Raw genomic sequence first — 25,011 nt, forward strand, 5'->3', positions numbered from 1 at the left:
TAAAAACCTAACCCTGTCCGGTAACGAGGCAGGGCTAGGGCATTCAGCTCAGAACAGGTGTTGCATTGCTTCATCAATCTTGGTGTGCTTAAAAGAAAATCCGGCATCGAGCAAGGCTTTTGGGACGGCTCGGGTGCTGTCGAGCAACAACTGTGCAGATTCACCCAGAAGCAGCTTAATTGCGAATTCCGGCGTGAACAGGATGTGTGGCCGATTCAGTGTCCGGGCCAGTGCCGCACTGAACTCGCGGTTGGTAACCGGGTATGGGGCTGTCAGGTTATAGGGGCCAAACGCCTTTTTATTGTTGAGAAGGAAAATGATGGCGGAAACCATGTCATCGATATGGATCCAAGGCATGTACTGCAGTCCGCGCCCAATTGGCCCACCCAGACCCAAGCGGTAGGGAACCAGCATTTTCCTCACAGCTCCACCTTTTGCACTGAGGACTATCCCCGTCCTAAGCAGGCATACACGGGTTTTCTCACTTTGCGCCGTCAGGGCAATTTCTTCCCACTTCTGGCAAACCTCATGGGCGAACTCATCACTTTCTACCCGGAATGATTCAGCGATTTCCTCATCTTTCTGGTCACCGTAAATACCGACAGCAGAACCGCTGATAAAGATTTCCGGCGGGCTGGAACTGGCCTGGACAAGTTCAGAAAGCTTTTCAGTAATATCCCAGCGGCTGTGGCATATCACTGATTTTTGTTTGTCTGTCCAGCGTTTGTCGACAATAGGTTCGCCAGCCAGGTTGATGACAGCATCGTAGTCATTGAGGTTGGCGATGGTCCCCAGGGAGCTCATGAAGTTTATACCGTTGCCCAGAAGGTTACCGGCACGTATTTCGTCTCGGGTCAGGACCGAGAGTTGATGCCCTTTAAGCTCACGGATCAGAGCCCGGCCAATCAGGCCGGTACCACCGGTTATCAGAATATTCATCTTGCACCTTTATCCCGGTTAGCGGAATCTGTCAGGTTATACGAACCAGATTAAGACACGGACTCAATTACTGTCAGATGGGTGCATTTGCCAACAGGGCGGAGATTTTTTCGCGGGGTTCGGGACGGGCTAACAGGAACCCCTGGATGTAGTTGGCACCGAGCTGCTGAACATGCTGCCTCTGCGATTCCGTTTCTATACCTTCATAAACCAGTGAAATGTTTCTGGTTTGCATCACTTTACCCAAAGACTTTAGAAGGGTATAGCTGTCGAAGCAAGTTAAGCTTCTCAGCATAAAGCAACGATCAATTTTCAACTGGTTAAATGGCAAGGCAAACATGCTGTTTATTGACGTGAACCCTGAGCCGTAGTCATCAATCGCGACCTCAATACCGGCTGAAATCATCTGGGATAACACCACCGCGGCATTTTGGGCATCACTGATAAGGCTGGTTTCAGTCAGTTCCATGCCCAGGCAGTCCGGCGGAACGTTATGGCGCTTCAGTATGTTCAGGATCTGGCGGGTCAGGAAGGGTTCCCCCAACAGTGCAGCAGATAGGTTGAACCAAACTTTGGGTACGGTTAGGCCTGCTGTCAGCCACTCTCTAATATCCCTGCAAATTTGTTCGATGAGCCAGACTGTCATCGGCGCGATCATGCCGTTTTTTTCCGCGGCCGGAATGAATTTAGCCGGGGAGACAGGCCCGATGCCTGGTTCGTTCCAGCGCATCAGGGCTTCGAGGCCGACCACCTGTTCACCTTCGGTGGTGTACTGTGCCTGGTAGTGGAGTGAGAAGCGATTGTGGTAGAGAGCACGCGGAAGCCGGTTTGTAACCGAACAACTCTCAACGGCGCCGACCAATTCTGAGTTATCCAGCACCCGAATGTTGCAGCCGTGGGTACGATCCTCGGTATGCAGCAGGCACTGTGAATAAGCGAGCAGTTTCTCGGCAGTGCAGGTTTCTGAAGTCTGGAGTGCCAGGGCGTAAAGGGTTGGGTAGAAAAAGTCGTTTTCCAGAATCAGGGGGGCTCGAAGCTTTAGGTAGAGGCCATTGAGCCATGCGCTCACGATCTTCCGGCTGCGGGCGCGGGTCATGATGACGGCATACCGCTGCGGGCTTAATGCAAAAACAGGATAGGGGGTTTCATCTTTAATCCGCTGGGAAAAGGCGTCCTGAAATTGGGGAAGGTGGACGCCCTGAGGGTATCCTGGAAGTTTTACTTCAAAGACAACTAGCCATTTCGCCGGCGCTTCCTGGGTAGGAGCGAGTAACCGGCAAAGTTGTGCTTCAGCCAGATTGTCATGATAACTAACAATTTCATCCCCGGAAGAAGGCTGAGGAGTGGCAACAGTATGTAATGCAACTACCTTGCATTCATTTGATGCGCATTCAGCTTCCCGTTGGGATGCTACAAAACTAGACAACGCACTACCTACTACAACGTCGAAACGCAATCAAAGATAAACAGACGGGGTACGCATTTTTTAATATTATTTTTATATAAAATTGTTAAATCTAAAGGACTGACTTTAATTACGGTACGCACCATCGCGACATAGTGATTCCTTCTCCATTTGGATACAAGTCGGATGTGTGTTTTTGATTGTCAGATCTCGAATTTGATAATCCTATTTTTTATTTTGCCTGCAGGGAACGTAAGTGAAAGGAATTAAAGCACTTTTTATTTCCTTACTTGGAAGCTTGAAGGACTTGCTGCCTATAATTCTGGTTATTGGTTTTTTCCAGATTGCGGTACTACAGCAACCCCTTCCTGATCTGCTTTCCATTTCTATCGGATTGATTTTAGTCGTTTTTGGTCTCACTTTCTTTGTCTTTGGGCTTGAGATGGGTCTGTTTCCCGTCGGGGAGTCGATGGCGCATGCACTTGCCCGTAAAGGTAGTGTTTTCTGGCTAATTACCTTCGCATTCTGTCTCGGTTTTGGGACAACTATAGCTGAACCCGCGCTTACTGCTGTTGCTGATGAGGCATCCCAGGTTGCTGCAGAAGGGGGATTAATTTCTTCTTCATCCGACTCAATGAATAGTTATGCTACGGGGCTTCGGGTTACCGTGGCGTTATCTGTTGGTGTGGCTATTGTAATTGGTGTATTGCGCATTATTAAGGGATGGCCGATTCACCGAATGATTATAGGTGGATACATTCTCGTCGTTGTTGTCACTGCTTTCGCCCCAAAAAGTATTATCGGTATTGCTTACGATTCCGGCGGTGTTACCACATCGACAATCACCGTGCCTTTGGTTACTGCATTGGGGGTTGGGCTTTCTACGGTAATTAAAGGGCGGAACCCGATGGTGGATGGTTTTGGCCTGATTGCGTTCGCATCGCTGACACCCATGATCTTTGTGATGATATATGGGATGGTGGTGACATGATCAGCTTGATGGGTTTGGTTATCTCCTTTGGAGAGACGCTCCTGGGCACTATGCGGGATATTCTGCCTATTGTGGTGCTGATATTTACGTTCCAATTGGTGGTACTTCGAAAGCCGATGCCTAATGTACAGCGGGTCGTTATCGGTATGGTCTATGTTACCGTCGGGTTGTCACTGTTCCTCCTTGGCCTTGAACTTGCCCTTTTCCCCCTTGGTGAATCCATGGCACGCCAACTGACAGACCCTGCGTTTATCTTTGGTGAGGGCATCTTTCCACCTCTGGAAGTTGACTGGTCCCACTACTACTGGGTTTACCTGTTTGCTGCCGCTATCGGTTTCAGCACTACAGTGGCGGAGCCCTCCCTGATTGCAGTAGCGATGAAAGCCAGCCAGGTATCAGGCGGCGCAATTTCCGTGAACGGATTACGTTTTGCGGTAGCTCTGGGGGTGGCATTGGGTATTGCTCTTGGCAGCTACCGGATTGTTGTGGGCGACCCTATCCACTATTACATCATCGTTGGATACATCCTTGTGGTGATACAAACCCAGTTTTCTCCCAAGTTTATTGTACCGCTGGCCTATGACTCCGGCGGTGTGACGACATCAACTGTGACCGTCCCGCTTGTGACGGCGCTGGGGTTGGGGCTGGCATCTACGGTGCCGGGTCGTAACCCGATGATAGACGGTTTTGGACTTATCGCGTTTGCCAGCCTGTTCCCGATGATTACCGTAATGGGTTATGCCCAACTGACGGAATATCTGAACAAGAGATCGGCGGTTAAGGAGTAATCATGCGATTTAAATTGATTATTGCGTTTATTGAAGATTCAAAAACGGATGCCGTCCTTGAAGCGGCGCGGGAAGCCGGTGCAACCGGTGCAACGGTTATCAATAATGCCCGAGGGGAAGGCCTTAAAAAACGCACAACGTTTTTGGGTCTGACGCTGGATGTTCAGCGGGATGTAGTGCTCTTTGTGGTAGAGGAACACCTTGCCCGCAACGTGATGGAAACCATCAATGACGTGGGCGAATTTGACTCATCATCCGGTCGCGGGATTGCGGTCCAGCTGGATGTGGAAGATGCGGTTGGTGTTGCCCACCAGGTTCAGGAATTGAGACGAGTAGTTGAGGACGAGCTATGAATTATTCCAAAAAGGTGCGAGTCAGAGATGCAATGCAGAACACCTTTGCCATGGTTGACGGACTGACAACGGTAGAGGATGCGATCAAGATTGCCCGTAACCGTCAGGTGAAAGCCCTGATTGTGCAAAAACGCAGTGAAGACGATGAGTACGGTATCGTGCTGATGAATGATATCGCCAAAAAAGTACTGTCTGCCAACCGAGCCCCGAGCCGGGTCAATGTCTATGAAATCATGACGAAGCCTGCTTTGACCGTTGACCCTGAAATGAACGTGAAATACTGCGCCCGTATGTTCGAACATTTTGGGATCAGCCGGGCACCGGTTGTCGAGAACCGCCAGGTGATTGGCATGATTAGCTACAACAACATTGTAATGTATGGGATGCTGCCCAGCGAAGAGTAACGGAGTGGCCGGTTACTTTTTATCGCTATGGCCAAGATCCCGTTCTGGGGCAATAATATCCCGGACCCGCTGTTTCAGCACTTTGGCGTCCGGGAACCCGCCATCTTCCTTGCGCTCCCAAATTAGGGAACCGTTACAGAAAATCTCAAACCTGCCACCGGTATCGGGATGAAGTGATACGCTCTCAATCTCTTCACTGAAGGTGTGTAGGAGCTCCTGTGTCATCCAGGTTGAACGCAGCATCCAGTTACACTGGCGACAGTAGTAAATATTTATGACAGCTTTACCTGTAACTATTCCGGACATTCGGCTTTTCCTTCTTTATTCGAATACAGGAATTTTTGATTATGGGCCCTGGGAAAACAGGGGCCTGGAAAAAGATAAAGTAAGAATGAGCTGGCCAGATACCCAGGACCCAGGACCGTTTTTTCCCAGCTCCGAGCGGGTCATCCCACCAACAGCTTCACCCCAACCAACATTGTCAGTATCTCGAAGGCACGTTTAATCAGGTTGTTGCTGTAACGGGTGGCAAGGGCTGCGCCGAAGTAACCCCCCAGAGCTGATCCGGCAAAAAGAACAGGTACCCACGGCCAGTAGATTTCTGCACCGGCAAGATACATGGTTATTGCGCCGGTACCGTTCCAGAACAAGCCGACACTGACAAGGGTGAGGGCAACAGCCTGTTTGTAGTCATAGCCGAACCAGCGTACCAGGAACAGGGTGACAAACAGTCCGGTACCTGCGGTAAGGGAGCCGTTGAGAATACCGATGGCAGCAAGGCCCAGAGCACCCCAAAGAAGCCCCTTCTTATCCCGGTTTACCGGATTAGCTTCCTGGCCGAAGGATTTCTTGGTCATTGAATAAACCCCGAGCCCGATAATCAACAGGCCAAGGGCGATTGTTGCCGTCCGTCCTGGCACCGTGAGAATACCGTTGGCACCAATCACTACGCCTGCAAATCCCGCTGTGACGACACATAAGATTTCCTTCAGTGATACCGTTCCGGCACGTGAGTGCTTTATCGCTGCACCCAACCCCAGGGCAACAGTGGCGACCTTGTGAGTGGCCAAGGCAACGGTAAACGGCAGGCCGAGGAAAATAAGGAGTGGAAATTGCAACAAACCTGAACCGCCGCCGGAAAGGGAGGCAAGGGTGTTGGCTGTCAGGGAGCCAAAGAAAAGCCCTGCGGCTGAAATAAAATCCATTTCAAATTCTTCTTTGAAGAGGCCACGTTAAATCCATGTGGCCTCGTACCGGGAGGGTTTATTGTAACTGAGTTCCTAGCCGGGTAGAAGGGACGCAAAAACAGAGAAGTGCCCGGTTAGGGATTTAGATCAGTAACTTAAGGCCGATGATGATGGTAAGCATCTCAAAGGCGCGTTTAATCAGCATGGTACTGTAACGGGTGGAGATCCTGGCACCAAGGTAGCCGCCGATGGCTGAACCAACCACTAACGCAGGTACCCATGGCCAGTAAATTTCAGCCCCCACTTTGTACAGCGTTACAGCGCCAAGGCCATTCCAGAAAACTCCCACACTGATAAGCGTCAGGGCTACTGCTTGCTTGTAGTCGAAACCAAACCAGCGCACCAGGAACAGGGTAACGAACAGTCCGGTACCTGCGGTAAGTGACCCGTTAATAATGCCGATGACTGTCAGGCAAAGACCGCCAATGAGCAGCCCTTTGAAATCCCGGTTTATCGGGGTGTATTCCTGTCCGAACGTTTTTTTTGTGATGGAGTAAAAACCGAGCGCAAGTACCAGTGCGCCGAGCACAGATTCGGCGATTTGATCAGGTACATAGAGGATGGAATTAGAGCCGATTAATACACCGGCCATGCCGCTGAGTATGACAAAAATGATATCCCGCCATGAAGTGGTTTTATTGCGTATGTGTTCGCAAGTAGCACCCAAACCCAGTGCGACAGCGGCGACTTTGTGGGTAATCAATGCAACAGTAAAAGGGAGACCGAGAAAGAGGAGAAGAGGCAGTTGCAGCAGTCCGCCACCACCTCCAGAAAGCGAGGCAACCGTGTTGGCTGTCAGTGATCCGAGAAGGAGTCCTGTTGTTGACAACATATCCATGCTTGCACCTATACCCAACTGTATTATTTTGTTATTTAGGAGTCATTTTAACCCACTGTCACATAACGGATTGTGACATTAAGGCGAATTTTAGTGACATTATTATCAATTAGAATATTCTGACCGATTATTAAGATTTTTACGATAGTTATGCGGCAAAATAACCACTTTGGCATGATATTTATGACGGTTTTATAGGCACCAGAGAGCCTGTGCTCATATAGTGTTCAGCCCGGTATAGGGTGTTTTTGCCAGTGAAAAACCGTTTTGGCATGGTGATTCAGGAAAGTTGGAACCTTGTTGTTGGCTACCAGTAAATCCTGCCATTTTGTTGATGGTTCAATCGGCTGGCCGAACGGAAATCGGAGGGGGACAAACCTGTATGCCTGCGGAAAAACTTGGCAAGGTTTGTCGCTTCGTCAAATCCCAGCCGAACAGCCAACTCACCGATAGAGAGACCGCTGTAAGCCAGCATCCGCTTCGTTTCTAACAGTATCCTGTCATCAATCAGTACCTTGGCGCTTTTCCCTGTCTGTTGTTTTGCCAGCAGGCAGAGTTTTTTCGGTGAACACCCTAGCAAGGTCGCATAGTCCTGAACGTGGCGGTACTCGAGGAAATGTTGGTCGATGGCTTGCCGGAATCGGTCGAAAAGTGAATGTTCCACAATGGCTTCTACTTCAACCGGGGTGGCGTGATTTTGCAGGATTTTGTGTGCCAGCACCCGCATGATGCAATGGAGAAGATCCTCTCTGTGGGGATGTTCGCTTTGGTATTCCCGGTAAAGGTCATCAAAAATTGGCAGGAGAGCCGGTGCCGAGCAATGGTTTACATTTTCAAACAGTGAAACGACAGCGGGTTTCAGTCTGTCCTCCGATCCCCTGAACAGCATGTTATCCGTAAATGTAATGACATAACCCTCACTGTGGTCATTAAGCACGAAGTGATGGATCTGGTGCCTGGCAACCAGGAACAGACTCCCAGCACGGTAGTGATAGCGTTTGGAATCGACAACATGATGGCCATCCCCCCGCGTTATATAGATCATCGAGTAGAAATCCAGCCGGTGTGGAACCGTAAGGGGGTAACGGTCACGGTCAGCAAACAGGGTTTTAAGCGGGCGCATCGTCATGTCCATCACGCCGACATCATGGCTGTTAAACATGATTGAGAGAAAGGTATTTTGTGGCATAAATATTCTTTCGTAGATAACACGCCGCAAAGATAAAGGTTTTATCTTGCAGGGTTTTGATTTTGGTCCGTTTTTTGACTGGTGCGGCCGGTCAGGACGCACCAGATTTGTGAAACTGTGACCTTGGTTCTACCAGGTTCGGTGGGCTGCCGCCGTTTTTACCAACCTTCAGCCTTGGATGTTTCCGCATTCATTTCAGCCAGTTTTTTGTAATCAACCGCCTCTGTTTTATTTTCCGGTTTGGGAACTTCTGCGCGCAGCACCCGATAGACAGCGGATTGCCGGTTCTGCTGGTGGTTCAGCATCTGGGCTGTAGTGAATATATGTGCTGATACCAGTCCTGCCGCAAGAATGAAAAACAACGTAGATACCCTATTTCGCATGAGGTTTCTCCTTTGCACTTTCGGTGTTGCCTGACGTGCGGGCTTTTTTACCGGAACTTTTTACCCATTGCTTGGCAACCCGGGTAAATGCAGCCACTTGAGAGACCGGGCATAGGCTTTGGCACCAGGGTTTACTGACAAACAGTGATGTCAGTACGATGGCGATAGTCAGGGCAAAAAGAAGCGGCCCACCTATCATATTGAAAGCCATACCGAACGGTTCGAAGCTGAATGATGACGGGTTACGGAAATACAGCCCCATTGCCAGTGCAACGGTGAGCAACAGGCGAGGTGTCCAGATCACCAGGGGATGGTTTGATTTGCAGGCCTTGGCTTTGTTCAGTTTGCCAATACATTCCTGAGCAGCGCCGAAGGGGCAAACCGTATTGCAGTAGACATTCTTGTTGGAGTACAACAGGTAACCAAACGTTGCGATAAGCAGCAACATTGATGTGTAGCTGGCTACACCATCCAGCCAGAATCCATTAAGTACGAAGCCAAGTGTTCCGGCACCAAAGGGGGCCGCGGCATAAAACCCGAGGAACACCAGTGACAGCCCCATAACCACACGGCGGCCAATCACTTTATGGGTGAAGCCGGGACGGTTGATAACGATGGCTGCAATAAACAGCAAAAGTGCCAAACCATCCATCCAGTCCGGCAGGGTCAGGGCAGGTTTGGCGGTTTCGGGAATATCCAATCCCAGTGCGTGACGTCCTGAGTGCTGGACTGATGAAGTAATGGCACCCTGCAGCGCCTCACTTGTCAGTGTGGCACCTGTGACGGCGTCAGCACTGTGCAATGTTGTGGCAAGCTGGTTGAGATACGCATCTACCAACCCGGAGCTGATAACTTGCTGTAGGTATGAGGCGGTTTCTGCGCTGGTAGTAACAGCTATACCGCTGACCCGGCCTTGGGTATCTATGGCGGTGACCACTTCCAGTGGCCCGCCATAACCGTTTGCCTTGGCCAAGGAGAGCCACTGGGTGGTGTGTTCCAATTCTGCTGGCCGGGCGGCCCACAGGTTTTCAGATTCAGCGATGTAAACCATGCCCTTGGGGGTGGCTTGAACCAGCTTTTGGTGGATACCTGCTTCTTGCCTCATCCCACCGAACAGCCAGGCCAAGAGCAACACAAGAAGTGTGCCTACAACTGCTGCCCGCTCCCATTGGTCACGTTTCAGGCGCATGTCGGTTCCTCCGTTGCAATGGCGATCTGGTTGCGTTTCCTGATAACCTGTATTTCCGCTTCAAATGCTTGTGTCGCTTTAGGGTGCATGCCTTGCAAAAAGTAGTAGCAGCGTTCTGCCTCAGCATAGCGTTTCAGTGCGAACAGGCATGTGAACTCGAGGGCTGCGCTTTGTACGTTATAAGGTTCTATGGCTTTCAGGCGGGCAAGATCTTTCAAGGCTTCTGCATACCCCCCGTTATCGGCCAGGCACTCAGCCCTGGCAAGGTACAAGCCGACTTCTTCCGGCATTTGTTCCAGGGCAAGGTTAAGGTGTTCCGCCGCTTCGGCACTTTTCCCTTCCTGTTTCAGCGCCAGGCCAAGTGTCTTGTGAAGTTCAGGGTGGGGCTCACCAAGTTGTAAACCATCAAGCAGCGCATCAATGGCTCGGTAGGTGTCCCCCAATGCCAGAAAACATTTTCCGAGGGCAATCCATGAACCTGCAAATCCGGGGGCGAGTGCACTGGCTTTTTCAAAGCAATTTGATGCCTGTTCGAAATCTTCAAGCTGGTACAGGCAAACCCCTTTGTTGTGCCAAGGGCCGGGGAGCCCAGGTTGTCGCTCTATGACGCTGTCGAAAGCGTCTAATGCATCAACGTGCCTGCCCAGACGAAGGTACTCGCCGGCCAGGTGGAAATAGGCGCGGTGGTCATCCGGATGAATGCCGGCAACTGAAAGGTAACTGGAAATGGCTGCTTCCGGCTGGCCCAATGCGGATAACGCCTTTCCACGCAGTAATTCCAGGCTGGTATCTTCCCCTTTTTGCTGGCCTTTCCCTATACAGGTAAGCGCAGACTCGGGCAGGCCAATGCTGATTAACCCCGTCAGGAAGGCGTTCTGGGCATCACGGGGGATTCCGTTTGTACCCAACCCGTCGAATCCTGTCTCTTCCAGCCACAGGTTGATTTCTGTCTGTAAAGCCTGGTGTTCAATCCAGCCATACAGGGCTGCCGGCTCCTGGCCATCAAGGCTGTTTACTTTCTGGTTCAGGAGGTGTTTGGCCTGCTCACCGACTGCTGCAACAAGGGCATCTACATCGAGCGGTGCAGAAAAGGTATTCGAGCAAAGGTCAGAAAGGGCTTCGATTTGTCTTTGCGTATGTTGGGATAGCATGTTCGTGCTCTCTTCTACAGCCCGGGAGGCCGGGCTGCTGTGTCGTACCTGTTATATTTTTAAGCTGTCTTGCGGTCGCGCAGCCAGACAAGCAACCGGGCAATGCCAAATCCGGCGATAACCAGCGCGGTACCCACCACACCAAGGAAATACCATCCTGCATTGCCTTCATTTTCGCCCAGCAGGGTGAATGCACCTGCGATGGTCAGCAGGAAAGACGCCCACCAACCACCGACCAGCAGCCACTTTGCCGGGTTCATCTTGAGGCGGAATTCACTGGCCCAGTAACGGGCGTTCTGGAACAGGTATAGCTGAAGCGCACCCATCACCATCCAGAAAATTGGGTCAAGCAGAGTAGATTGCGGAAACATCAGATTCCCTCCCAGTTACCGTCATATGCCCAGGTTTTGTCGACCTTGAAGTAGTTTTCCGTGCGCATCCATTCCGGCGGCTGGTGGTAACCAGCCATATGGCCGCCGTTCCAGTCACCGTGGTAAGCCTCTGCTTCCGGGTAATAGAACATGTTGTGCTGCATGGCGAGCAGTGCCTTGCGGGTTGCACCGGTTTTGTCTCGTGGGTCAGCTTCACGGACAATGGTGTGGATCCAGTTGTTCTTGCGTGTGTAAGGGCATACAGCAATACATGCGCGACAACCCATTCCCATTGCAGTCGGGCCGCTCTGCCACATCCGGTAACAGCTGTCTTGGTTGAAGTCGTACCGCTTGAACCCGCGAATGACGGTATCCGGCTCATCTGAAAGGGAGATGGAGCCGGAAGGGCAACTGGTCGCGCAAATTTTGCAGTCCCGGCAGAAATGCTGCATTCCGAGGTCAACCGGTTTATCGTGCTCCAGCTCAATGTCGGTGACCAACGCAGCGAGTCGGACGTTGGTACCCAGCTCCGGTGTCATCAGCGTACCGTTGCGGCTGGCTTCACCGAGGCCTGCCATTACGCCCAGTGGCGGGATGGTCATCTCATAGTCGTTGCCCGGCACCTGACAGCGGGAGCCGTAACCGAGTTCGCCGAGGAAAATCTGCAGCTTGCCAATGGCAAGGCGGCATTTGTGGTAGGCATCGTACGATGTGGAATAGCCAATGGCGGAATACATGGGATCCCAGTTCATGGGGATGCCTATCACGATAATCGACTTCCAGTGTTCCGGTACTTCATCGCCCCATTCATCTACCCCTCGCATCATGTTCTTGAAGATGAACTCTTTATGGACACCGGTAATGCCGACCAGGCTGGCACCGAACTGGTGAGCCATGGTTTTTACCAGCTCAGACGCGTGGCGCGGCGATTTAAAATCCAGGCGTTTACGTGAAGGGTCGACAAAATAGTAGTCTGCAACTTCCGGAGGGCCTTCCGGACGCTTTGGGAACTGGATTGGGTGGTCATGGGTACCGTATGCGGCTTTTTCATGGGCGCAGTCATAAGCCCAGCCGATGGCAAACTGGTCACGCAGGCGTTCAACATTGGCCTTACGTTTTTCGTTTTCACGGAAAGCCCGCAGCATTTCGTCAAAGCGATCTGGCATATTTTGGTAGTAATCACGGATACGTTTATCCGGGAAGGTGGAAAGCCCCATGTCAGGAGTCCAGCCTTCTGAAAATGCCTTGCGGAAACAACCGGTACGGTTAAAAAGGTGGGATGCCCATTCAGGGCGCTCTACAGGGCCGACTTTCCTGAAGGTTGGCGGATAGTCAACCCGGAACGGGTCGCGGTCAAAGAACATGTCTTTGCCTTCTTCAGTCCGCCCCCAGCCTACATAGCTGTCCGGATCCCGGCCCAACTGGAAACCTGCTCCTACAGCACCGGCAACGGAAGCGGCAACGGCAGTTACGCCACCGAGTTTAAGGAAATTCCGTCGGGAGGGGTTTGCAACATCTGTCGCAGCATCATGCTTTTCGTGGTTCATCACGTTCATCCCAATTTAAATCAGACTCTTATGAGGATTGCTGTGATTGTTATCTATAGATGAGGTGGTCAAAAGGTAGATTTCGGCCTTTAACCGATAGAAAAGGGAAGGTTGATTGCGGAATTGTTAATGTCTTTGGTGGAGGAAATAACAACCCCCGGTAATCCGGGGGTTAGGTGAAGGTTAAGGGCTGGGGTAAGTTACCAGCCTTTTACCACACCACCGTCGAAGATCTTCTGGGCGGCAGCATTCACTTCATCTGATTGGTACGCCTTTACAAATTTGGTAACGTTTTCTGCAGACACGTTGTCAGTACGGGACACAATCAGGTTAACGTAAGGGGATTCCTTGTCTTCAACAAACACACCGTCTTTGCTCGGTGACAGGCCTACGGTTGCAGCAAAGGAGTTGTTGATAATGGCCAGATCAACATCTTCCAGTGAACGTGGCAACTGGGCAGCTTCAAGCTCAACGATTTCAAAGTTCTTTGGATTTCCGACAATATCAAGAACGGTTGCTTTCAGACCGGCCCCTTCCTTGAGTGTGAGGAGGCCCTGTTGTTCAAGCAACAGCAGTGAACGGCCGAGGTTGGTCGGGTCGTTAGGTACAGCAATCTGTGCGCCTTCATGCAGTTCGGATACGTTTTTCACCTTGTTGGAGTAAGCTGCAATCGGGTACACGAAGGTGTTACCGGCGATGGCAAACTTATAGCCACGGTCAGTGACCTGCTGATCAAGGTATGGCTTATGCTGGAAGGCATTCGCATCGATTGATCCTTCGTCAAGCGCGGCGTTCGGGGTGACGTAGTCAGAGAAAGTGACCAGCTCGACATCCAGCCCGTATTTGTCCTTGGCAACTTTTACCGCTACTTCAGCGACCTGCTCTTCAGCACCGGCAATGACGCCGATTTTTACTTTACTGAGGTCGATTTTTGCTTCTTCTCCACCACAGCCGGTCAGTACCAGGGCAGAAGCCAGGCCAGCAACGGCAAAAAGGGATTTCAGGTTAAATTTCATGGGCTATTCCTTCTTAAAATTTCCATTATTTTTTGGCTGCAATAATGCCGCCTTATTTGAATTTTTTAACGATGGTCTACTTTGCGGACCAGGTAGTCACCAGAGGACTGGATAAGCTGCACCAGAATGACCAGCATCACCACGGTAATCATCATCACTGAGCCGTCAAAACGCTGGTATCCGTAGCGAATACCTACGTCGCCTAGGCCGCCACCGCCGACCGCGCCGGCCATTGCTGAGTAACTGACAAGGGTAACCAGTGTGATGGTGACGCCGTTCAGGATGCCCGGCAGGGCTTCCGGGAGCAGCACTTTGGTGATGATTTGCAGTGGTGTTGCTCCCATGGCCTGAGCAGCTTCCACTAGGCCGGAAGGCACTTCAATCAGGGCTCCTTCCACAAGGCGGGCAATAAAAGGAATCGCCCCCACGGTGAGCGGTACTATGGCTGCGGCCGTCCCAATGGATGTGCCGACCACAAAACGGGTAAACGGAATGATGGCAACCAAAAGGATGATAAACGGGATGGAACGGCCGACGTTCACCACACTGCCTAGCACTTTGTTCAGTGTCCTGTTTTCAAGCAGGCTGCCTCGCTTGGTCAGGTGCAGAAGTACACCAAGGGGAATACCCAATACAAAACCGATGGCTCCGGCAACGAGCACCATGGTCAGGGTTTCACCCAGTGCAGAGACCAGCAGGTCTACCAAACGGCTGTTTTCAGCAAACCATTGAGTCAGTGAATTAAGCGACATAACCCAGCACCTCTACGTTAACCTGATGTTCTTTTATAAATGCGATGGCCTGTTCCGTTGCTTCTTGCGGACCGAAAATCTCTGCCAGCAGTAAACCGAATTTCACGCCGCCGGCATAGTCCATATCGGCACTTAAGATGCTGATGTCTATGTTGAATTTGCGCGAAATTTCACTGATAACCGGAGCATCCACTGTCGTGCCGGTAAATTCCAGCCTAACCAGCGGGTAACTGTTTTCAGTGCGCTTGGCCTGCAGGCGAAGCTCGTAATCTTCGGGAATGGTCAGGTTCAGGGTCGAGCGGATAAAGTTGCGTGCCAGGGCCGTTTTGGGATGGGCAAAAATTTCGCCAACTGGGCCCTTTTCCACCAGCTCACCGCCACTGATGATGGCAACCTCGTGGCAGATGGTTTTCACCACATCCATTTCGTGGGTGATGATAAGGATGGTTAGCCCCAGCTTACGGTTAATGGTCTGCAGCAGATCCAGGATGGAGTGGGTGGTTGCCGGATCCAGCGCACTGGTGGCCTCGTCGCACAACAGTACTTTTGGGTCGCAGGCCAACGCCCGGGCAATGGCAACACGCTGCTTTTGCCCGCCACTGAGGTTGGAGGGGTAGCTGGCATGTTTGTCTGTGAGGCCTACCAGATCCAGCAGTTCGGTCACTTTGGCATTGATTTGGTTTTTGTCGGCACCGGCCAGCTCCAGGGGAAGTGCCACGTTTTCAAATACCGTGCGGCTTGAGAGCAGGTTGAAGTGCTGGAAAATCATGCCAATGTTTCGGCGCGCCTTGGTGAGGCCGGAAGAAGAAAGGGAGGTGAGTTCAACGCCACCGACGGTGACTGAGCCGGACGAAGGCTTCTCCAACAGGTTTACCACCCGGATAAGGGTACTCTTTCCGGCTCCGGATGCGCCGATAACCCCGAAAATAGTTCCTTTGTCCACGGAAAGGTTCACGTCTTTGAGGGCGTGAATTTCCCGGTTGCCCTGTTTGAACACTTTGTTGACGCTACTTAATTCGATCATCGAACTTCCTTAATCGACAAAATACAAGAATTAAATGTTGCTTAATTGTTATTGTTTGGTCTTTATGATTGCTTATTTGTGTTTGATGCTGAATTTGATGCTATTTGCTTCACACTTTTAAGTCAATAGATATTTTTACGTCCGGACGTCTAAATGGCTAAATGATGGGTTTTATGCGTGTTGATGTATTTGGCAGGATAAAAACACGTAGTAGTTACTACGTATAAATACAGGTAAAAAAGGGTGGATAACCCGGTGTTGCGATTGAATTTTGACTCACTTCAAACAACACCGGGTGAACAGTACAAAGGCTGGGCAAAATGTATAAAGTGTTGTTACAGCTTGTTAACATTTGGCTGTCTAATTAAAAATCCAAACGTGAAAGCACACAACAGAAATAACCGCAAAACACAAGGAGCGCGCGATGCGTATCAAGGACATGCTGAAGACTGTCGCAGCTACAGCGACAGTCGCCATTGCGATGATGCTGCCATTTACTGCCAGCGCAGCGGCAGAACATAACTGGAAAATGGTTACCACCTGGCCAAAAAACTTCCCTGGGCTGGGAACGGGTGCCAATAACCTTGCTGACCTGATTGGCAAGATGAGTAACGGCCGTATTCAGGTAAAAGTATACGGTGCCAATGAGCTTGTCGGTGCACTGGAAGTGTTTGATGCAGTATCACGAGGTACTGCTGAAATGGGTCATGGTGCCGGTTACTACTGGAAAGGAAAGGTGCCTGCGGGTCAGTTTTTTGCAGCGGTACCCTTTGGCCTGACAGCCCAGGAAATGAACGGCTGGATATACAGTGGCGGCGGACTGGCACTTTGGGAAGAGGCTTATGAACCTTTCGGCATTATCCCAATGCCTGCCGGTAACACCGGTGTCCAGATGGGTGGTTGGTTCAACAAGGAAATTAACTCTCTCGATGACCTGAAAGGCCTGAAGATGCGTATTCCTGGCCTTGGTGGTGAAGTACTCAAGCGTGCCGGGGGCACACCGGTGCTGCTGCCAGGTGGTGAAATCTTCCAGGCGCTGCAGTCAGGCTCTATCGATGCCACTGAATGGGTAGGTCCATACAACGATATGGCATTCGGCCTGCATAAAGCTGCCAAGTTTTACTACTACCCTGGCTGGCACGAGCCGGGTACAACGCTGGAAGCCCTGATCAACAAAAAAGCGTTCGATAAGCTCCCAGCCGATCTCCAGGCTATTGTCCTGGCGGCTACCAAGGTAGCTAACGCGGAAATGCTGGCAGAGTACACTGCGCGCAACAATGCTGCACTGGAAACCCTGGTGAACAAGCATAAGGTGCAGCTCAAGTCATACCCGCCTGAAGTACTGGCTCAGTTGAAAGCTCTGGCAGATGAGGTTGTGGCGGAAGAAGCGAAGGGCGATGCAATGAGCAAGAAAGTTTATGACTCTTACATTGCATTCCGTGAGCAGGCAACCAACTGGCATGAAGTGTCTGAGCAAGCCATGCTGAATGCTCGCAACCCGCAATAATTTTATGTAAAGCAATAAAATTGGGCGGGTTTTTACCCGCCCTTTCGCCTTATTTGTCTGGGCTTCGTTGTATGAATCAAACATCTTCTCCACTACTGGGCTTTGCCAAAGCCATCAACAGTTTCAGCGACTGGACCGGCAGAATAGTCTCCTGGGCTGTCCTCGCTATTGTCGTTATCACTTTTGTCATTGTGGTAATGCGCTATGTCTTCAATACCGGTTCTGTGTTTATGCAGGAGCTGGTGGTTTACTTCCACGCCTACGTCATCATGCTCGGTGCCGCTTATGCATTGCTCAAAGGCGCCCATGTCAGGGTAGATATTTTTTACCGCCCCAAATCTTCCGTGCACAAAGCCTGGGTGGATCTGCTGGGTACCCTTTTCCTGCTGTTGCCAACCTGCCTGTTTATTATCTACATTGGCTGGGAATATGTAGCGGCTTCCTGGCGCATTATGGAAGGCTCGCAGGAAGCGGGCGGGGTTGATTTTCGCTACCTGTTTAAATCTTCCATCATCATTATGCCTGTGATGGTGATCCTTCAGGGGCTGGCAGAAGCAGCCAAATCCCTGTTGGTCATTGGCGGGCATGAAGATCTGGTCAAAGCTGTCGATCAACATGAAGAGGAGCACGGACTATGATTGAGATGCTTCCCCTTCTGCTGTTTATTTTCGTGTTCATCATCCTGCTTATCGGATACCCGGTAGCCTTTTCGCTGGCAGGTGCCGGGTTGATGTTTGCCGGAATTGGTTACTTCACGGGAACCTTTGATACCGTTTTCCTTGAGGCCATTCCCAACCGGATTCAGGGCATTCTCTCCAATGAACTGCTCATCGCCATCCCCCTGTTTGTATTTATGGGGGTCATGCTCGAAAAGTCCAAAATCGCGGAAGAGCTGCTTGATACGATGGGGCAGGTGTTTGGCGGGTTGGCCGGGGGGCTTGGCCTGTCGGTCACCATTGTTGGGATGTTGCTGGCTGCCAGTACCGGGATCGTCGGTGCGACGGTGGTAACCATGGGGCTGTTGTCCCTCCCGACCATGATGAAGCGGGGTTACTCACCGGAGATCGCTACCGGTACTATCTGTGCATCGGGTACGCTCGGGCAAATTATTCCGCCGTCTATCGTGTTGGTGTTGCTGGGGGATGTGATTTCCTCAGCTTACCAGCAATCCCAGCTTGACCAGGGCATCTTTGCACCTGAGAGCGTCACTGTTGGCGACCTGTTCCTTGGGGCTTTGATTCCGGGGTTGTTGCTGGTCGCACTTTATGCCGCGTACATCATGGTTGTTGCTGTTTTCAAGCCACAGAGTGTACCGCCTATCCCGGCTGAAGAGCGCAAGGTGAGCAAAGAGCTTTGGATTCAGGTAGCAACGGTTTTGATTCCGCCAATCGTGCTGATTGTACTGGTCCTTGGTTCGATCCTGGCGGGTATCGCAACGCCGACAGAAGCAGCATCAGTAGGATCAGTTGGCGCGGTGATCCTGGCAGCCGCCAAACGCACCTTTAACCTCACTATTCTTCGCGAAGTAATGCGTACTACCACGGAAGTGACCGCCATGGTCTTTATGATCCTGATAGGTGCGTCGGTCTTCTCGCTGGTGTTCCGGGGGTTTGGCGGGGACGACCTGGTTCGTGACTTCCTGATGGGGCTGCCGGGCGGCGTGTTCGGTGCAGTGCTGCTGGTGATGGTGGTGATGTTCCTGCTCGGGTTCTTCCTCGACTTTATCGAAATTACCTTTGTGGTGATTCCGATAGTTGCCCCAATCCTGCTGTCGATGGATCTTGACCCGATCTGGCTCGGCATCATGATAGCCCTGAACCTGCAGACTTCGTTCCTGACCCCTCCGTTCGGGTTTTCGTTGTTCTACCTCAGGGGCGTAGCACCTGACAGTATCTCGACACCGCAGATCTACCGAGGTGTTATCCCGTTTATCGCGATCCAGCTGCTGGTCATTGGCCTTTTGGCCTACTGGCCGGAAATGGCAACCTGGCTGCCGACGGTGGTTTATGGGTGAGGCAGTTGCGGAAAGCTCGTAATCGTTAGATGCGGAGTGAGAGCTCCGCATTTTCTTTGTGAGTTGCTTTGAACACGATCTGGGCTGATCTCTCTGGCAGGAAAGCTAGTTTTATTTGTGACTGCTAATATATTGACCGTAGAGAATATCGGCGAAGTCGGTTTCATCAAGCTTACCCAATACCAAGTCTCTCACGGCGTCAGCCAGCATGTCATTGTCATGGGTCAGTTCAAAATCATTCAGAGAAAGGTATTCTAGCGCTACTGCAAGCCCAGTTCTTTTGTTGGCATCAGGCAAAGCATGGGCAACAGCTATGCTCGAGGTATATTTTGCCGCGATTTCAAAACATCATCCAAGCCTTGTTAAGCGATAGCGTTATCTATTCGCCCCAACGCTCCTTGAAGCTTTGGAATATCAACAGTCCCTTTCATTCCCGGTTCTGTCTTCAGGATGAACGCATTAATCTCTATGACACGCTCAAATGGAAAACAGATAAGGTTCATTACATATCTGCCAATTTTTTAAAGGTTTTTTGATGAGTTCTCATCGCCAATTTTGTCTCTGATTTAACAATCTGGCGACCGGAGTCTCCTGTCAGATCTAACTGCTTTGTCGCTTTTATTTTAGGTCTTTCGACTGAAGGGACACCATATGCTTCAACTTTTGCGTTCATAAATTTCTTCGATCACAGCCACAACTTTATTATAACGGGTTGTTCTGAATAAGATATAAACCCTTAGTGGAGATTTATTGACAGCCCAGGCAATGTTCGTTTATTTAGCCCGCCGCCAGCCATACCCCAACGCCCATCATCAGGGAGCCGGCTATCCGGTTCAGTAGTTGTACATTCCCGCGCTGTTGCAGGAATTTGCGCAGTGTCCGGCCGCCGCTTGCGTAGAGGATAAGGCAAAGGAACTCGGTGAGCAGGATAATTGTCACCAGCACAGCCAGCTGTGGTGGCATGGAATAGGTGGTGTTGATAAACGGTGGGAGCAGGGAAATCATAAATGCCCAGCCTTTCGGATTGGCAATGGCTGTAACAAACCCCTGCATCGCCAGCGCGCCGGGTGCCGTGTCGATTTCATCATCGAGGTTGTCCGGGATAGCCAGCTTGCCCCTTGAGCGCCACATCTGTATACCCAGCCAGAACAGGTAGCCGCCTCCGGCATACTTCAGGAACAGAAACAGCTCCGGGTAGTTCAGCATAATGGCTGCAACACCAATGACGGCAGATATCGCCACCAGCCCGACACCAATTAATTCCCCCCACATCATGGGCAGGCTCCGGCGTACGCCGATGGTCATGCCGAGCGTCATGGAAAGGGTCATGCACATTCCGGGGGTCACGGAAACAAAGAAAAAGGTCGGGATAAATACCGCCAGTACAGCAAGGTCCAACATTTTGCGATCTACTCAACTATCCGGTTGTTGAAGGGAGCATTTCAGGATTAATGAGATTGGGTGCTGAGTCAACTAATTCCAAGGCGGGACAGAAACAAAAAAAAGCCCCCAACCGAAGTTGAGGGCTTCCAATCCTAACCGAAGCTAAAACTTAGGCTTGAGCCGCTTTTGCGTCTTCAGCTTGTTTAGCCTGGATAGCTGTCAGGGCAACGGTGTAGACGATATCGTCAACCAGTGCGCCACGAGACAGGTCGTTTACAGGCTTGCGCATACCTTGCAGCATTGGACCGATAGATACCAGGTCTGCAGAACGCTGTACCGCCTTGTAAGTGGTGTTACCGGTGTTCAGGTCTGGGAACACGAATACAGTGGCCTTACCGGCTACTGGTGAGTTCGGTGCCTTGGACTTGGCCACGTTTTCCATGATCGCTGCGTCGTACTGCAGAGGACCGTCGATCATCAGGTCAGGACGTTTTTCCTGAGCGATGCGGGTCGCTTCACGTACTTTGTCTACGTCTGCACCCTGACCGGAAGTACCGGTAGAGTAAGAGATCATTGCAACGCGTGGCTCAACGCCGAACGCTTTGGCAGAATCTGCAGACTGGATAGCGATTTCAGCCAGTTGCTCAGCAGTTGGATCCGGGTTGATCGCACAGTCACCATAAACCAGAACCTGGTCAGGCAGCAGCATGAAGAACACAGAAGACACCAGAGATGAACCCGGTGCAGTCTTGATCAGCTGAAGCGGTGGGCGGATGGTGTTGGCAGTGGTGTGAACCGCGCCAGATACCAGACCGTGAACTTCGTCTTGCTCGAGCATCATGGTACCCAGTACCACGTTGTCTTCGAGTTGCTCACGGGCAACAACTTCAGTCATGCCCTTGTTCTTACGCAGCTCAACCAGACGTGCAACGTACTGCTCGCGAACCACTTCAGGGTCAACGATCTGGATGCCTTCACCCAGAGATACGCCTTGCTGTTCAGCAACACGCTTGATTTCTGCAGGGTTACCCAGCAGCACACATTCCGCAATCTTGCGCTCAGCACAGATAGCAGCAGCCTTGATGGTACGTGGCTCATCACCTTCTGGCAGAACGATACGCTTGTCAGCGCGGCGGGCCAGGTCAGTCAGCTGGTAACGGAAGGCAGGAGGGCTCAGGCGACGCTCACGGGTAGCGCCTTCAGTCAGGGACTCAATCCAGTTACCGTCGATATGGGCGGCAACGTGGTCAGCAACAAACTCGACACGCTCTTTATCGTCTGCAGGTACTTCCAGAGTGAAGCTTTGCAGGTTCAGAGATGTCTGCCAGGTGTTACCAGAGGTGGTAAATACTGGCAGGCCGGTTTCGAATGCGCGCTTGCACAGGTCTTTCAGCTGTGCAGGGATGCTGTAGCCGCCGGTCAGCAGCAGGGCACCGATTTCAACACCGTTCATGGCTGCCAGACATGCCGCAACGATAACGTCAGGGCGGTCAGCAGAAGTCACCAGCAGTGAGCCAGGCTTGAAGTGTTCAACCATGTTAGGGATAGAGCGGGCACAGAAAGTGATGCTCTTGATACGACGGGTGTGCAGTTCACCTTCGTTGATGATTTCAGCGTCCAGGTGAGATGCCAGGTCGCTTGCACGGGTCGCAATCAGGTCGATTTTCCAAGGCGCTACACCCAGTACGCGTACTGGGCTGGCGTTGAAGATTTGCATCACTTCAACAGAGTTCTTTTGCGCCAGGTTTGCATCATCAAAGATGTCTGACAGGTCTGGGCGGGTACGGCCAGACTCATCAACAGGTGCGTTCAGCTTGTTGATGATAACGCCAGAGATATTGCTGTTCTTACGGCCACCGTAGTTAGATGCCGCCAGGTCAATACGCTCTTTCAGCTGGGCTGGGTTGTCAGTGCCTGGAGTAGCAACAAACACGATTTCTGCGTCCAGTGCTTTTGCCACTTCGTAGTTAACGGTGTGTGCAAACTGGTGTACGCGGGTAGGAACCAGACCTTCAATCAGGGTCACTTCAGCGTCAGACACTGAGTCTTTGAAGCGCGCGATGATGTCTTCCAACAGGACGTCCATCTGCTCGCTGCGGATGAACTCTTCCGCACGGGCCATGCTGATTGGTTCTGCAACCTGCATGTCGCTGTTAGCGCGGATGATTGTGGTAGTCAGGTCAGGCTGTTCGCCACCCTGGCGTGGTTGAGCAATCGGCTTGAAGAAAGAAACGCGAAGCCCTTTTTGTTCCATCGAACGCAGCACGCCCAGACTAACGCTAGTCAGGCCCACGCCGGCGCCGGTTGGAATCAGCATAATGGTACGGGACACGGTGATTACCTCTTTGTTCTAAAACAAAGCACTGGCAGGGTTCTGCCAGTGTAGATAAGTAAAGCCGGCTTTACGCCGGCTTTTAAGAATTAGATAGCTGCCAGACGGGCAGTATCTTGTGCGATAACCAGCTCTTCGTTGGTTGAGATAACCATCGCCGGTACGCGGCTGTCAGCAGTAGTGATAACACCTTCACCGCCGAAACGAGCCTTCAGGTTAGCTTCGCTGTCAACTTCGACACCCAGCAGACCCAGACGGTTCAGAACCAGTTCACGGATTGGGGCAGAGTTTTCACCGATACCACCAGTGAAGGTGATTGCATCCAGACGGCCTTCCAGGCATGCAGTGTAAGAAGCAACGTACTTAGCCAGACGGTGGCAGAATACGTTCATGGCACGGGTGGCTTCTTCTTTCTCACCGTAGTTGTCTTCAACGAAACGGCAGTCAGAAGTCACTTCAGTCAGACCCTGCAGGCCAGACTCTTTGGTCAGCATAGTGTTGATTTGCTCAACGCTGTAGCCCAGTGCATCGTGCAGGTGGAAGATGATTGCTGGATCGATGTCACCAGAACGGGTACCCATTACCAGGCCTTCCAGAGGAGTCATACCCATAGAAGTGTCTACTGACTTACCGTTCTTGATAGCACAAACAGAAGCACCGTTGCCCAGGTGGCAGTTGATGATGTTCAGTTCTTCAACTGGCTTGCCCAGACGCTCTGCAGCTTCTTGTGCAATGAAGAAGTGAGAAGTACCGTGCATACCGTAACGACGGATAGCATGCTCTTTGTACAGGCTGTATGGCAGCGCGTACAGGTATGCTTCTTCAGGCATAGTCTGGTGGAACGCGGTATCGAATACTGCAACGTTCTTCAGGCCAGGGAACGCAGCCATTGCAGCGTTGATGCCGATTACGTGTGCTGGGTTGTGCAGAGGTGCCAGAGTTGCACACTCTTCGATGCCCTTCAGCACATCTTCGTTGATCAGAGCAGAAGCAGTGAATTTCTCACCGCCGTGTACAACACGGTGACCGATAGCAGCCAGGCTCTCTTTCAGTTCAGGCTTAGAAGCCAGGATGGTGTCAACGATGAAGCTCAGAGCTTCCTGGTGTGCAGCGCCGGCACCCAGTTGTGCTTCGTGCTTACCGTCCAGCTTCCACTTGATGCGTGCTTCAGGAAGGTGCAGGCATTCAGCCAGACCAGACAGGTGCTCTTCACCGTTTTGAGGATCAACAATGGCGAACTTCAGGGAAGAGCTGCCGCAGTTAAGAACAAGAACCAGATTCGACATTTGAGACTACCTATATCACTTAAGCAGAATTGCGTCTGAAACGGAAAAATAGACCAGAATTTACCGGACAACTTTCCCATAAATAAAAAGGAACACCAGTTGCGTGGAGGCTTCTTCCCTGTGAGTTGAGTTTCCTTTATCTACCTGCAAAAGGTTGCGGTATGTCTCAATCCAAGCAACAATTGGTAAAGGTGCGCTAAGGATAGCGATTGTTATCACAGATAACAAAAAAATTTGCATCAAACTTGATTTAAATTAAACCAATTGCACCATTTTTTTATACTTTATAAAAAAATTTGAGTGTGAATTCCCGTGGTAACAGATTTGGCTGCAGTTGCTTTGTCTAAAACAATGTGAATACCTGATAGGTGTTTTCGTCCAGGACACAGCCATTGTCCCAGTTACAACCTTTTTGCCACAAACGATGTAGGGGGAAGACCATGAGCAAATCAATTTGGCAGACCTTCAGGGACGGTCAGCAATACATGTCTGAGTGGCCAGTGAGGAAAGAGCTTGCGCCGATGTTCCCCGAAAACCGGGTGATCCGGGCAACGAACTTCGCCATCAAAGTGATGCCTGCCGTCGCGGTCATCAGTGTGTTGATGCAAATGGTCTTCAATAACTATGACGCGATGCCGCAAGCCGTCGTTGTTGCCCTCTTTGCCCTAAGTATGCCGCTTCAGGGCCTGTGGTGGCTTGGTCGCCGCCGCCAGACTAACCTTCCTCCTGCACTCGCTGGCTGGTACCGGGAATTGCACCAGAAAATCACCAGTGCCGGTTATGCGCTGCAACCTATTAAAAGCCAGCCACGTTACAAAGAGTTGGCGGTTACGTTAAACCGGGCTTTCAAGCAGCTTGACCGTACCACGCTGGAACGCTGGTTCTGACATCAAACAGAGAAA

At 51.3% G+C, this 25,011-nt stretch carries 26 protein-coding genes and 1 pseudogene; 8 read left to right on the top strand and 19 right to left on the bottom strand.

Annotated features, from left to right (window positions below):
- Positions 1-48 precede the first annotated feature (48 nt).
- A complete protein-coding gene (locus NF212_RS05030; RefSeq protein WP_434359387.1) occupies positions 49-939 on the bottom strand; it encodes a TIGR01777 family oxidoreductase in 891 nt (296 codons plus the stop codon).
- Between the two features lie 73 nt (positions 940-1,012).
- The gene (locus tag NF212_RS05035) at positions 1,013-2,365 is read right to left on the bottom strand and encodes an EAL domain-containing protein (protein WP_434359389.1); all 1,353 of its coding nucleotides are present in this window, start codon (positions 2,363-2,365) and stop codon (positions 1,013-1,015) included.
- Positions 2,366-2,600: 235 nt separating this feature from the next.
- On the opposite strand from NF212_RS05035, the gene NF212_RS05040 reads away from it, so the two are divergent.
- The 4 genes from NF212_RS05040 to NF212_RS05055 are packed head-to-tail and all read left to right on the top strand — an operon-like array spanning position 2,601 to position 4,880.
- Entirely contained in the window at positions 2,601-3,335 is a 735-nt protein-coding gene (locus tag NF212_RS05040; protein WP_434359391.1) for a DUF1538 family protein, read from the top strand.
- Positions 3,332-4,123: a DUF1538 domain-containing protein gene (locus NF212_RS05045; protein WP_434359393.1), complete on the top strand. Its 792-nt coding sequence runs from the start codon at positions 3,332-3,334 to the stop codon at positions 4,121-4,123. The genes NF212_RS05040 and NF212_RS05045 overlap by 4 nt, the downstream gene beginning before the upstream one ends.
- A 2-nt stretch (positions 4,124-4,125) precedes the next feature.
- On the top strand, positions 4,126-4,476 hold the full coding sequence (locus NF212_RS05050) for a P-II family nitrogen regulator (RefSeq protein WP_434359395.1): 351 nt from the start codon (positions 4,126-4,128) through the stop codon (positions 4,474-4,476).
- Positions 4,473-4,880, top strand: a complete 408-nt coding sequence (locus NF212_RS05055; protein WP_434359397.1) for a CBS domain-containing protein — start codon at positions 4,473-4,475, stop codon at positions 4,878-4,880. The genes NF212_RS05050 and NF212_RS05055 overlap by 4 nt, the downstream gene beginning before the upstream one ends.
- Positions 4,881-4,892: 12 nt before the next feature.
- Here the strand turns inward: NF212_RS05055 and NF212_RS05060 are convergent, their stop codons facing one another.
- From NF212_RS05060 to metN, 12 genes are all read right to left on the bottom strand, one after another.
- Positions 4,893-5,186, bottom strand: a complete 294-nt coding sequence (locus NF212_RS05060) for a SelT/SelW/SelH family protein (RefSeq protein ID WP_434359399.1) — start codon at positions 5,184-5,186, stop codon at positions 4,893-4,895.
- Positions 5,187-5,326: 140 nt separating this feature from the next.
- The gene (locus NF212_RS05065; protein ID WP_434359401.1) at positions 5,327-6,085 is read right to left on the bottom strand and encodes a sulfite exporter TauE/SafE family protein; all 759 of its coding nucleotides are present in this window, start codon (positions 6,083-6,085) and stop codon (positions 5,327-5,329) included.
- Positions 6,086-6,209: 124 nt separating this feature from the next.
- The gene (locus NF212_RS05070; RefSeq protein ID WP_434359403.1) at positions 6,210-6,965 is read right to left on the bottom strand and encodes a sulfite exporter TauE/SafE family protein; all 756 of its coding nucleotides are present in this window, start codon (positions 6,963-6,965) and stop codon (positions 6,210-6,212) included.
- Between the two features lie 307 nt (positions 6,966-7,272).
- A complete protein-coding gene (locus NF212_RS05075) occupies positions 7,273-8,154 on the bottom strand; it encodes an AraC family transcriptional regulator (RefSeq protein WP_434359405.1) in 882 nt (293 codons plus the stop codon).
- A 158-nt stretch (positions 8,155-8,312) separates the two neighbouring features.
- Positions 8,313-8,537, bottom strand: coding sequence for a hypothetical protein (locus tag NF212_RS05080; protein ID WP_434359407.1), 225 nt, complete (start codon positions 8,535-8,537; stop codon positions 8,313-8,315).
- Positions 8,527-9,726, bottom strand: a complete 1,200-nt coding sequence (locus tag NF212_RS05085; RefSeq protein ID WP_434359409.1) for a 4Fe-4S binding protein — start codon at positions 9,724-9,726, stop codon at positions 8,527-8,529. The genes NF212_RS05080 and NF212_RS05085 overlap by 11 nt, the downstream gene beginning before the upstream one ends.
- Entirely contained in the window at positions 9,717-10,877 is a 1,161-nt protein-coding gene (locus NF212_RS05090) for a tetratricopeptide repeat protein (RefSeq protein WP_434359411.1), read from the bottom strand. The genes NF212_RS05085 and NF212_RS05090 overlap by 10 nt, the downstream gene beginning before the upstream one ends.
- Before the next feature lie 59 nt (positions 10,878-10,936).
- Positions 10,937-11,248: a hypothetical protein gene (locus NF212_RS05095; RefSeq protein WP_434359412.1), complete on the bottom strand. Its 312-nt coding sequence runs from the start codon at positions 11,246-11,248 to the stop codon at positions 10,937-10,939.
- A complete protein-coding gene (locus tag NF212_RS05100) occupies positions 11,248-12,795 on the bottom strand; it encodes a 4Fe-4S dicluster domain-containing protein (protein WP_434359414.1) in 1,548 nt (515 codons plus the stop codon). The genes NF212_RS05095 and NF212_RS05100 overlap by 1 nt, the downstream gene beginning before the upstream one ends.
- A 200-nt stretch (positions 12,796-12,995) precedes the next feature.
- On the bottom strand, positions 12,996-13,811 hold the full coding sequence (metQ, locus tag NF212_RS05105) for a methionine ABC transporter substrate-binding lipoprotein MetQ (RefSeq protein ID WP_434359416.1): 816 nt from the start codon (positions 13,809-13,811) through the stop codon (positions 12,996-12,998).
- A 65-nt stretch (positions 13,812-13,876) separates the two neighbouring features.
- Entirely contained in the window at positions 13,877-14,563 is a 687-nt protein-coding gene (locus NF212_RS05110) for a methionine ABC transporter permease (RefSeq protein ID WP_434359418.1), read from the bottom strand.
- On the bottom strand, positions 14,553-15,587 hold the full coding sequence (gene metN / locus NF212_RS05115; protein ID WP_434359420.1) for a methionine ABC transporter ATP-binding protein MetN: 1,035 nt from the start codon (positions 15,585-15,587) through the stop codon (positions 14,553-14,555). Before metN ends, NF212_RS05110 begins: the two co-directional genes overlap by 11 nt.
- 481 nt (positions 15,588-16,068) lie before the next feature.
- On the opposite strand from metN, the gene NF212_RS05120 reads away from it, so the two are divergent.
- The 3 genes from NF212_RS05120 to NF212_RS05130 all read left to right on the top strand — a co-directional run bounded on the left by NF212_RS05120 (position 16,069) and on the right by NF212_RS05130 (position 19,108).
- Complete coding sequence (locus NF212_RS05120) at positions 16,069-17,094, top strand: TRAP transporter substrate-binding protein (RefSeq protein ID WP_434360830.1); 1,026 nt, start codon at positions 16,069-16,071, stop codon at positions 17,092-17,094.
- A 71-nt stretch (positions 17,095-17,165) separates the two neighbouring features.
- Positions 17,166-17,732 carry a TRAP transporter small permease subunit gene (locus tag NF212_RS05125; RefSeq protein ID WP_434359422.1) on the top strand — a complete coding sequence of 189 codons (567 nt, stop codon included), beginning with the start codon at positions 17,166-17,168 and terminating at the stop codon, positions 17,730-17,732.
- 5 nt (positions 17,733-17,737) lie between these two features.
- Positions 17,738-19,108, top strand: coding sequence for a TRAP transporter large permease (locus NF212_RS05130; protein WP_434360831.1), 1,371 nt, complete (start codon positions 17,738-17,740; stop codon positions 19,106-19,108).
- A gap of 111 nt (positions 19,109-19,219) precedes the next feature.
- Here NF212_RS05130 and NF212_RS05135 read toward each other — a convergent pair.
- From NF212_RS05135 to NF212_RS05155, 5 genes and pseudogenes are all read right to left on the bottom strand, one after another.
- A pseudogene (locus NF212_RS05135) lies at positions 19,220-19,611 on the bottom strand (type II toxin-antitoxin system death-on-curing family toxin).
- Entirely contained in the window at positions 19,611-19,781 is a 171-nt protein-coding gene (locus NF212_RS05140; protein ID WP_054671146.1) for a hypothetical protein, read from the bottom strand. Before NF212_RS05140 ends, NF212_RS05135 begins: the two are co-directional and overlap by 1 nt.
- A gap of 104 nt (positions 19,782-19,885) precedes the next feature.
- The gene (locus tag NF212_RS05145) at positions 19,886-20,509 is read right to left on the bottom strand and encodes a LysE family translocator (RefSeq protein ID WP_054671149.1); all 624 of its coding nucleotides are present in this window, start codon (positions 20,507-20,509) and stop codon (positions 19,886-19,888) included.
- Positions 20,510-20,660: 151 nt separating this feature from the next.
- On the bottom strand, positions 20,661-22,808 hold the full coding sequence (gene pta / locus NF212_RS05150) for a phosphate acetyltransferase (RefSeq protein ID WP_054671420.1): 2,148 nt from the start codon (positions 22,806-22,808) through the stop codon (positions 20,661-20,663).
- A 104-nt stretch (positions 22,809-22,912) separates the two neighbouring features.
- The gene (locus tag NF212_RS05155) at positions 22,913-24,109 is read right to left on the bottom strand and encodes an acetate kinase (RefSeq protein WP_434359425.1); all 1,197 of its coding nucleotides are present in this window, start codon (positions 24,107-24,109) and stop codon (positions 22,913-22,915) included.
- Between the two features lie 440 nt (positions 24,110-24,549).
- On the opposite strand from NF212_RS05155, the gene yfbV reads away from it, so the two are divergent.
- Positions 24,550-24,996: a terminus macrodomain insulation protein YfbV gene (gene yfbV, locus NF212_RS05160; protein ID WP_434359427.1), complete on the top strand. Its 447-nt coding sequence runs from the start codon at positions 24,550-24,552 to the stop codon at positions 24,994-24,996.
- The last annotated feature ends 15 nt before the right edge of the window (positions 24,997-25,011 follow it).

This window comes from Parasalinivibrio latis, from assembly GCF_036825535.1.
Lineage (GTDB): Bacteria > Pseudomonadota > Gammaproteobacteria > Enterobacterales > Vibrionaceae > Parasalinivibrio > Parasalinivibrio latis.

What these genes read in the sequence shown, in the direction of transcription:
- NF212_RS05080 (WP_434359407.1), bottom strand. Translation starts at nt 8,537, where the DNA reads ATGCGAAATAGGGTATCTACGTTGTTTTTCATTCTTGCGGCAGGACTG.
- NF212_RS05070 (WP_434359403.1), bottom strand. Translation starts at nt 6,965, where the DNA reads ATGGATATGTTGTCAACAACAGGACTCCTTCTCGGATCACTGACAGCC.
- NF212_RS05145 (WP_054671149.1), bottom strand. Translation starts at nt 20,509, where the DNA reads ATGTTGGACCTTGCTGTACTGGCGGTATTTATCCCGACCTTTTTCTTT.
- NF212_RS05075 (WP_434359405.1), bottom strand. Translation starts at nt 8,154, where the DNA reads ATGCCACAAAATACCTTTCTCTCAATCATGTTTAACAGCCATGATGTC.
- NF212_RS05045 (WP_434359393.1), top strand. Translation starts at nt 3,332, where the DNA reads ATGATCAGCTTGATGGGTTTGGTTATCTCCTTTGGAGAGACGCTCCTG.
- NF212_RS05090 (WP_434359411.1), bottom strand. Translation starts at nt 10,877, where the DNA reads ATGCTATCCCAACATACGCAAAGACAAATCGAAGCCCTTTCTGACCTT.
- NF212_RS05085 (WP_434359409.1), bottom strand. Translation starts at nt 9,726, where the DNA reads ATGCGCCTGAAACGTGACCAATGGGAGCGGGCAGCAGTTGTAGGCACA.
- NF212_RS05065 (WP_434359401.1), bottom strand. Translation starts at nt 6,085, where the DNA reads ATGGATTTTATTTCAGCCGCAGGGCTTTTCTTTGGCTCCCTGACAGCC.
- NF212_RS05030 (WP_434359387.1), bottom strand. Translation starts at nt 939, where the DNA reads ATGAATATTCTGATAACCGGTGGTACCGGCCTGATTGGCCGGGCTCTG.
- NF212_RS05095 (WP_434359412.1), bottom strand. Translation starts at nt 11,248, where the DNA reads ATGTTTCCGCAATCTACTCTGCTTGACCCAATTTTCTGGATGGTGATG.
- NF212_RS05110 (WP_434359418.1), bottom strand. Translation starts at nt 14,563, where the DNA reads ATGTCGCTTAATTCACTGACTCAATGGTTTGCTGAAAACAGCCGTTTG.
- metN (WP_434359420.1), bottom strand. Translation starts at nt 15,587, where the DNA reads ATGATCGAATTAAGTAGCGTCAACAAAGTGTTCAAACAGGGCAACCGG.
- yfbV (WP_434359427.1), top strand. Translation starts at nt 24,550, where the DNA reads ATGAGCAAATCAATTTGGCAGACCTTCAGGGACGGTCAGCAATACATG.
- NF212_RS05120 (WP_434360830.1), top strand. Translation starts at nt 16,069, where the DNA reads ATGATGCTGCCATTTACTGCCAGCGCAGCGGCAGAACATAACTGGAAA.
- NF212_RS05155 (WP_434359425.1), bottom strand. Translation starts at nt 24,109, where the DNA reads ATGTCGAATCTGGTTCTTGTTCTTAACTGCGGCAGCTCTTCCCTGAAG.
- NF212_RS05100 (WP_434359414.1), bottom strand. Translation starts at nt 12,795, where the DNA reads ATGAACCACGAAAAGCATGATGCTGCGACAGATGTTGCAAACCCCTCC.
- NF212_RS05050 (WP_434359395.1), top strand. Translation starts at nt 4,126, where the DNA reads ATGCGATTTAAATTGATTATTGCGTTTATTGAAGATTCAAAAACGGAT.
- NF212_RS05125 (WP_434359422.1), top strand. Translation starts at nt 17,166, where the DNA reads ATGAATCAAACATCTTCTCCACTACTGGGCTTTGCCAAAGCCATCAAC.
- NF212_RS05055 (WP_434359397.1), top strand. Translation starts at nt 4,473, where the DNA reads ATGAATTATTCCAAAAAGGTGCGAGTCAGAGATGCAATGCAGAACACC.
- NF212_RS05130 (WP_434360831.1), top strand. Translation starts at nt 17,738, where the DNA reads ATGCTTCCCCTTCTGCTGTTTATTTTCGTGTTCATCATCCTGCTTATC.
- NF212_RS05060 (WP_434359399.1), bottom strand. Translation starts at nt 5,186, where the DNA reads ATGTCCGGAATAGTTACAGGTAAAGCTGTCATAAATATTTACTACTGT.
- NF212_RS05140 (WP_054671146.1), bottom strand. Translation starts at nt 19,781, where the DNA reads ATGAACGCAAAAGTTGAAGCATATGGTGTCCCTTCAGTCGAAAGACCT.
- pta (WP_054671420.1), bottom strand. Translation starts at nt 22,808, where the DNA reads ATGCTGATTCCAACCGGCGCCGGCGTGGGCCTGACTAGCGTTAGTCTG.
- metQ (WP_434359416.1), bottom strand. Translation starts at nt 13,811, where the DNA reads ATGAAATTTAACCTGAAATCCCTTTTTGCCGTTGCTGGCCTGGCTTCT.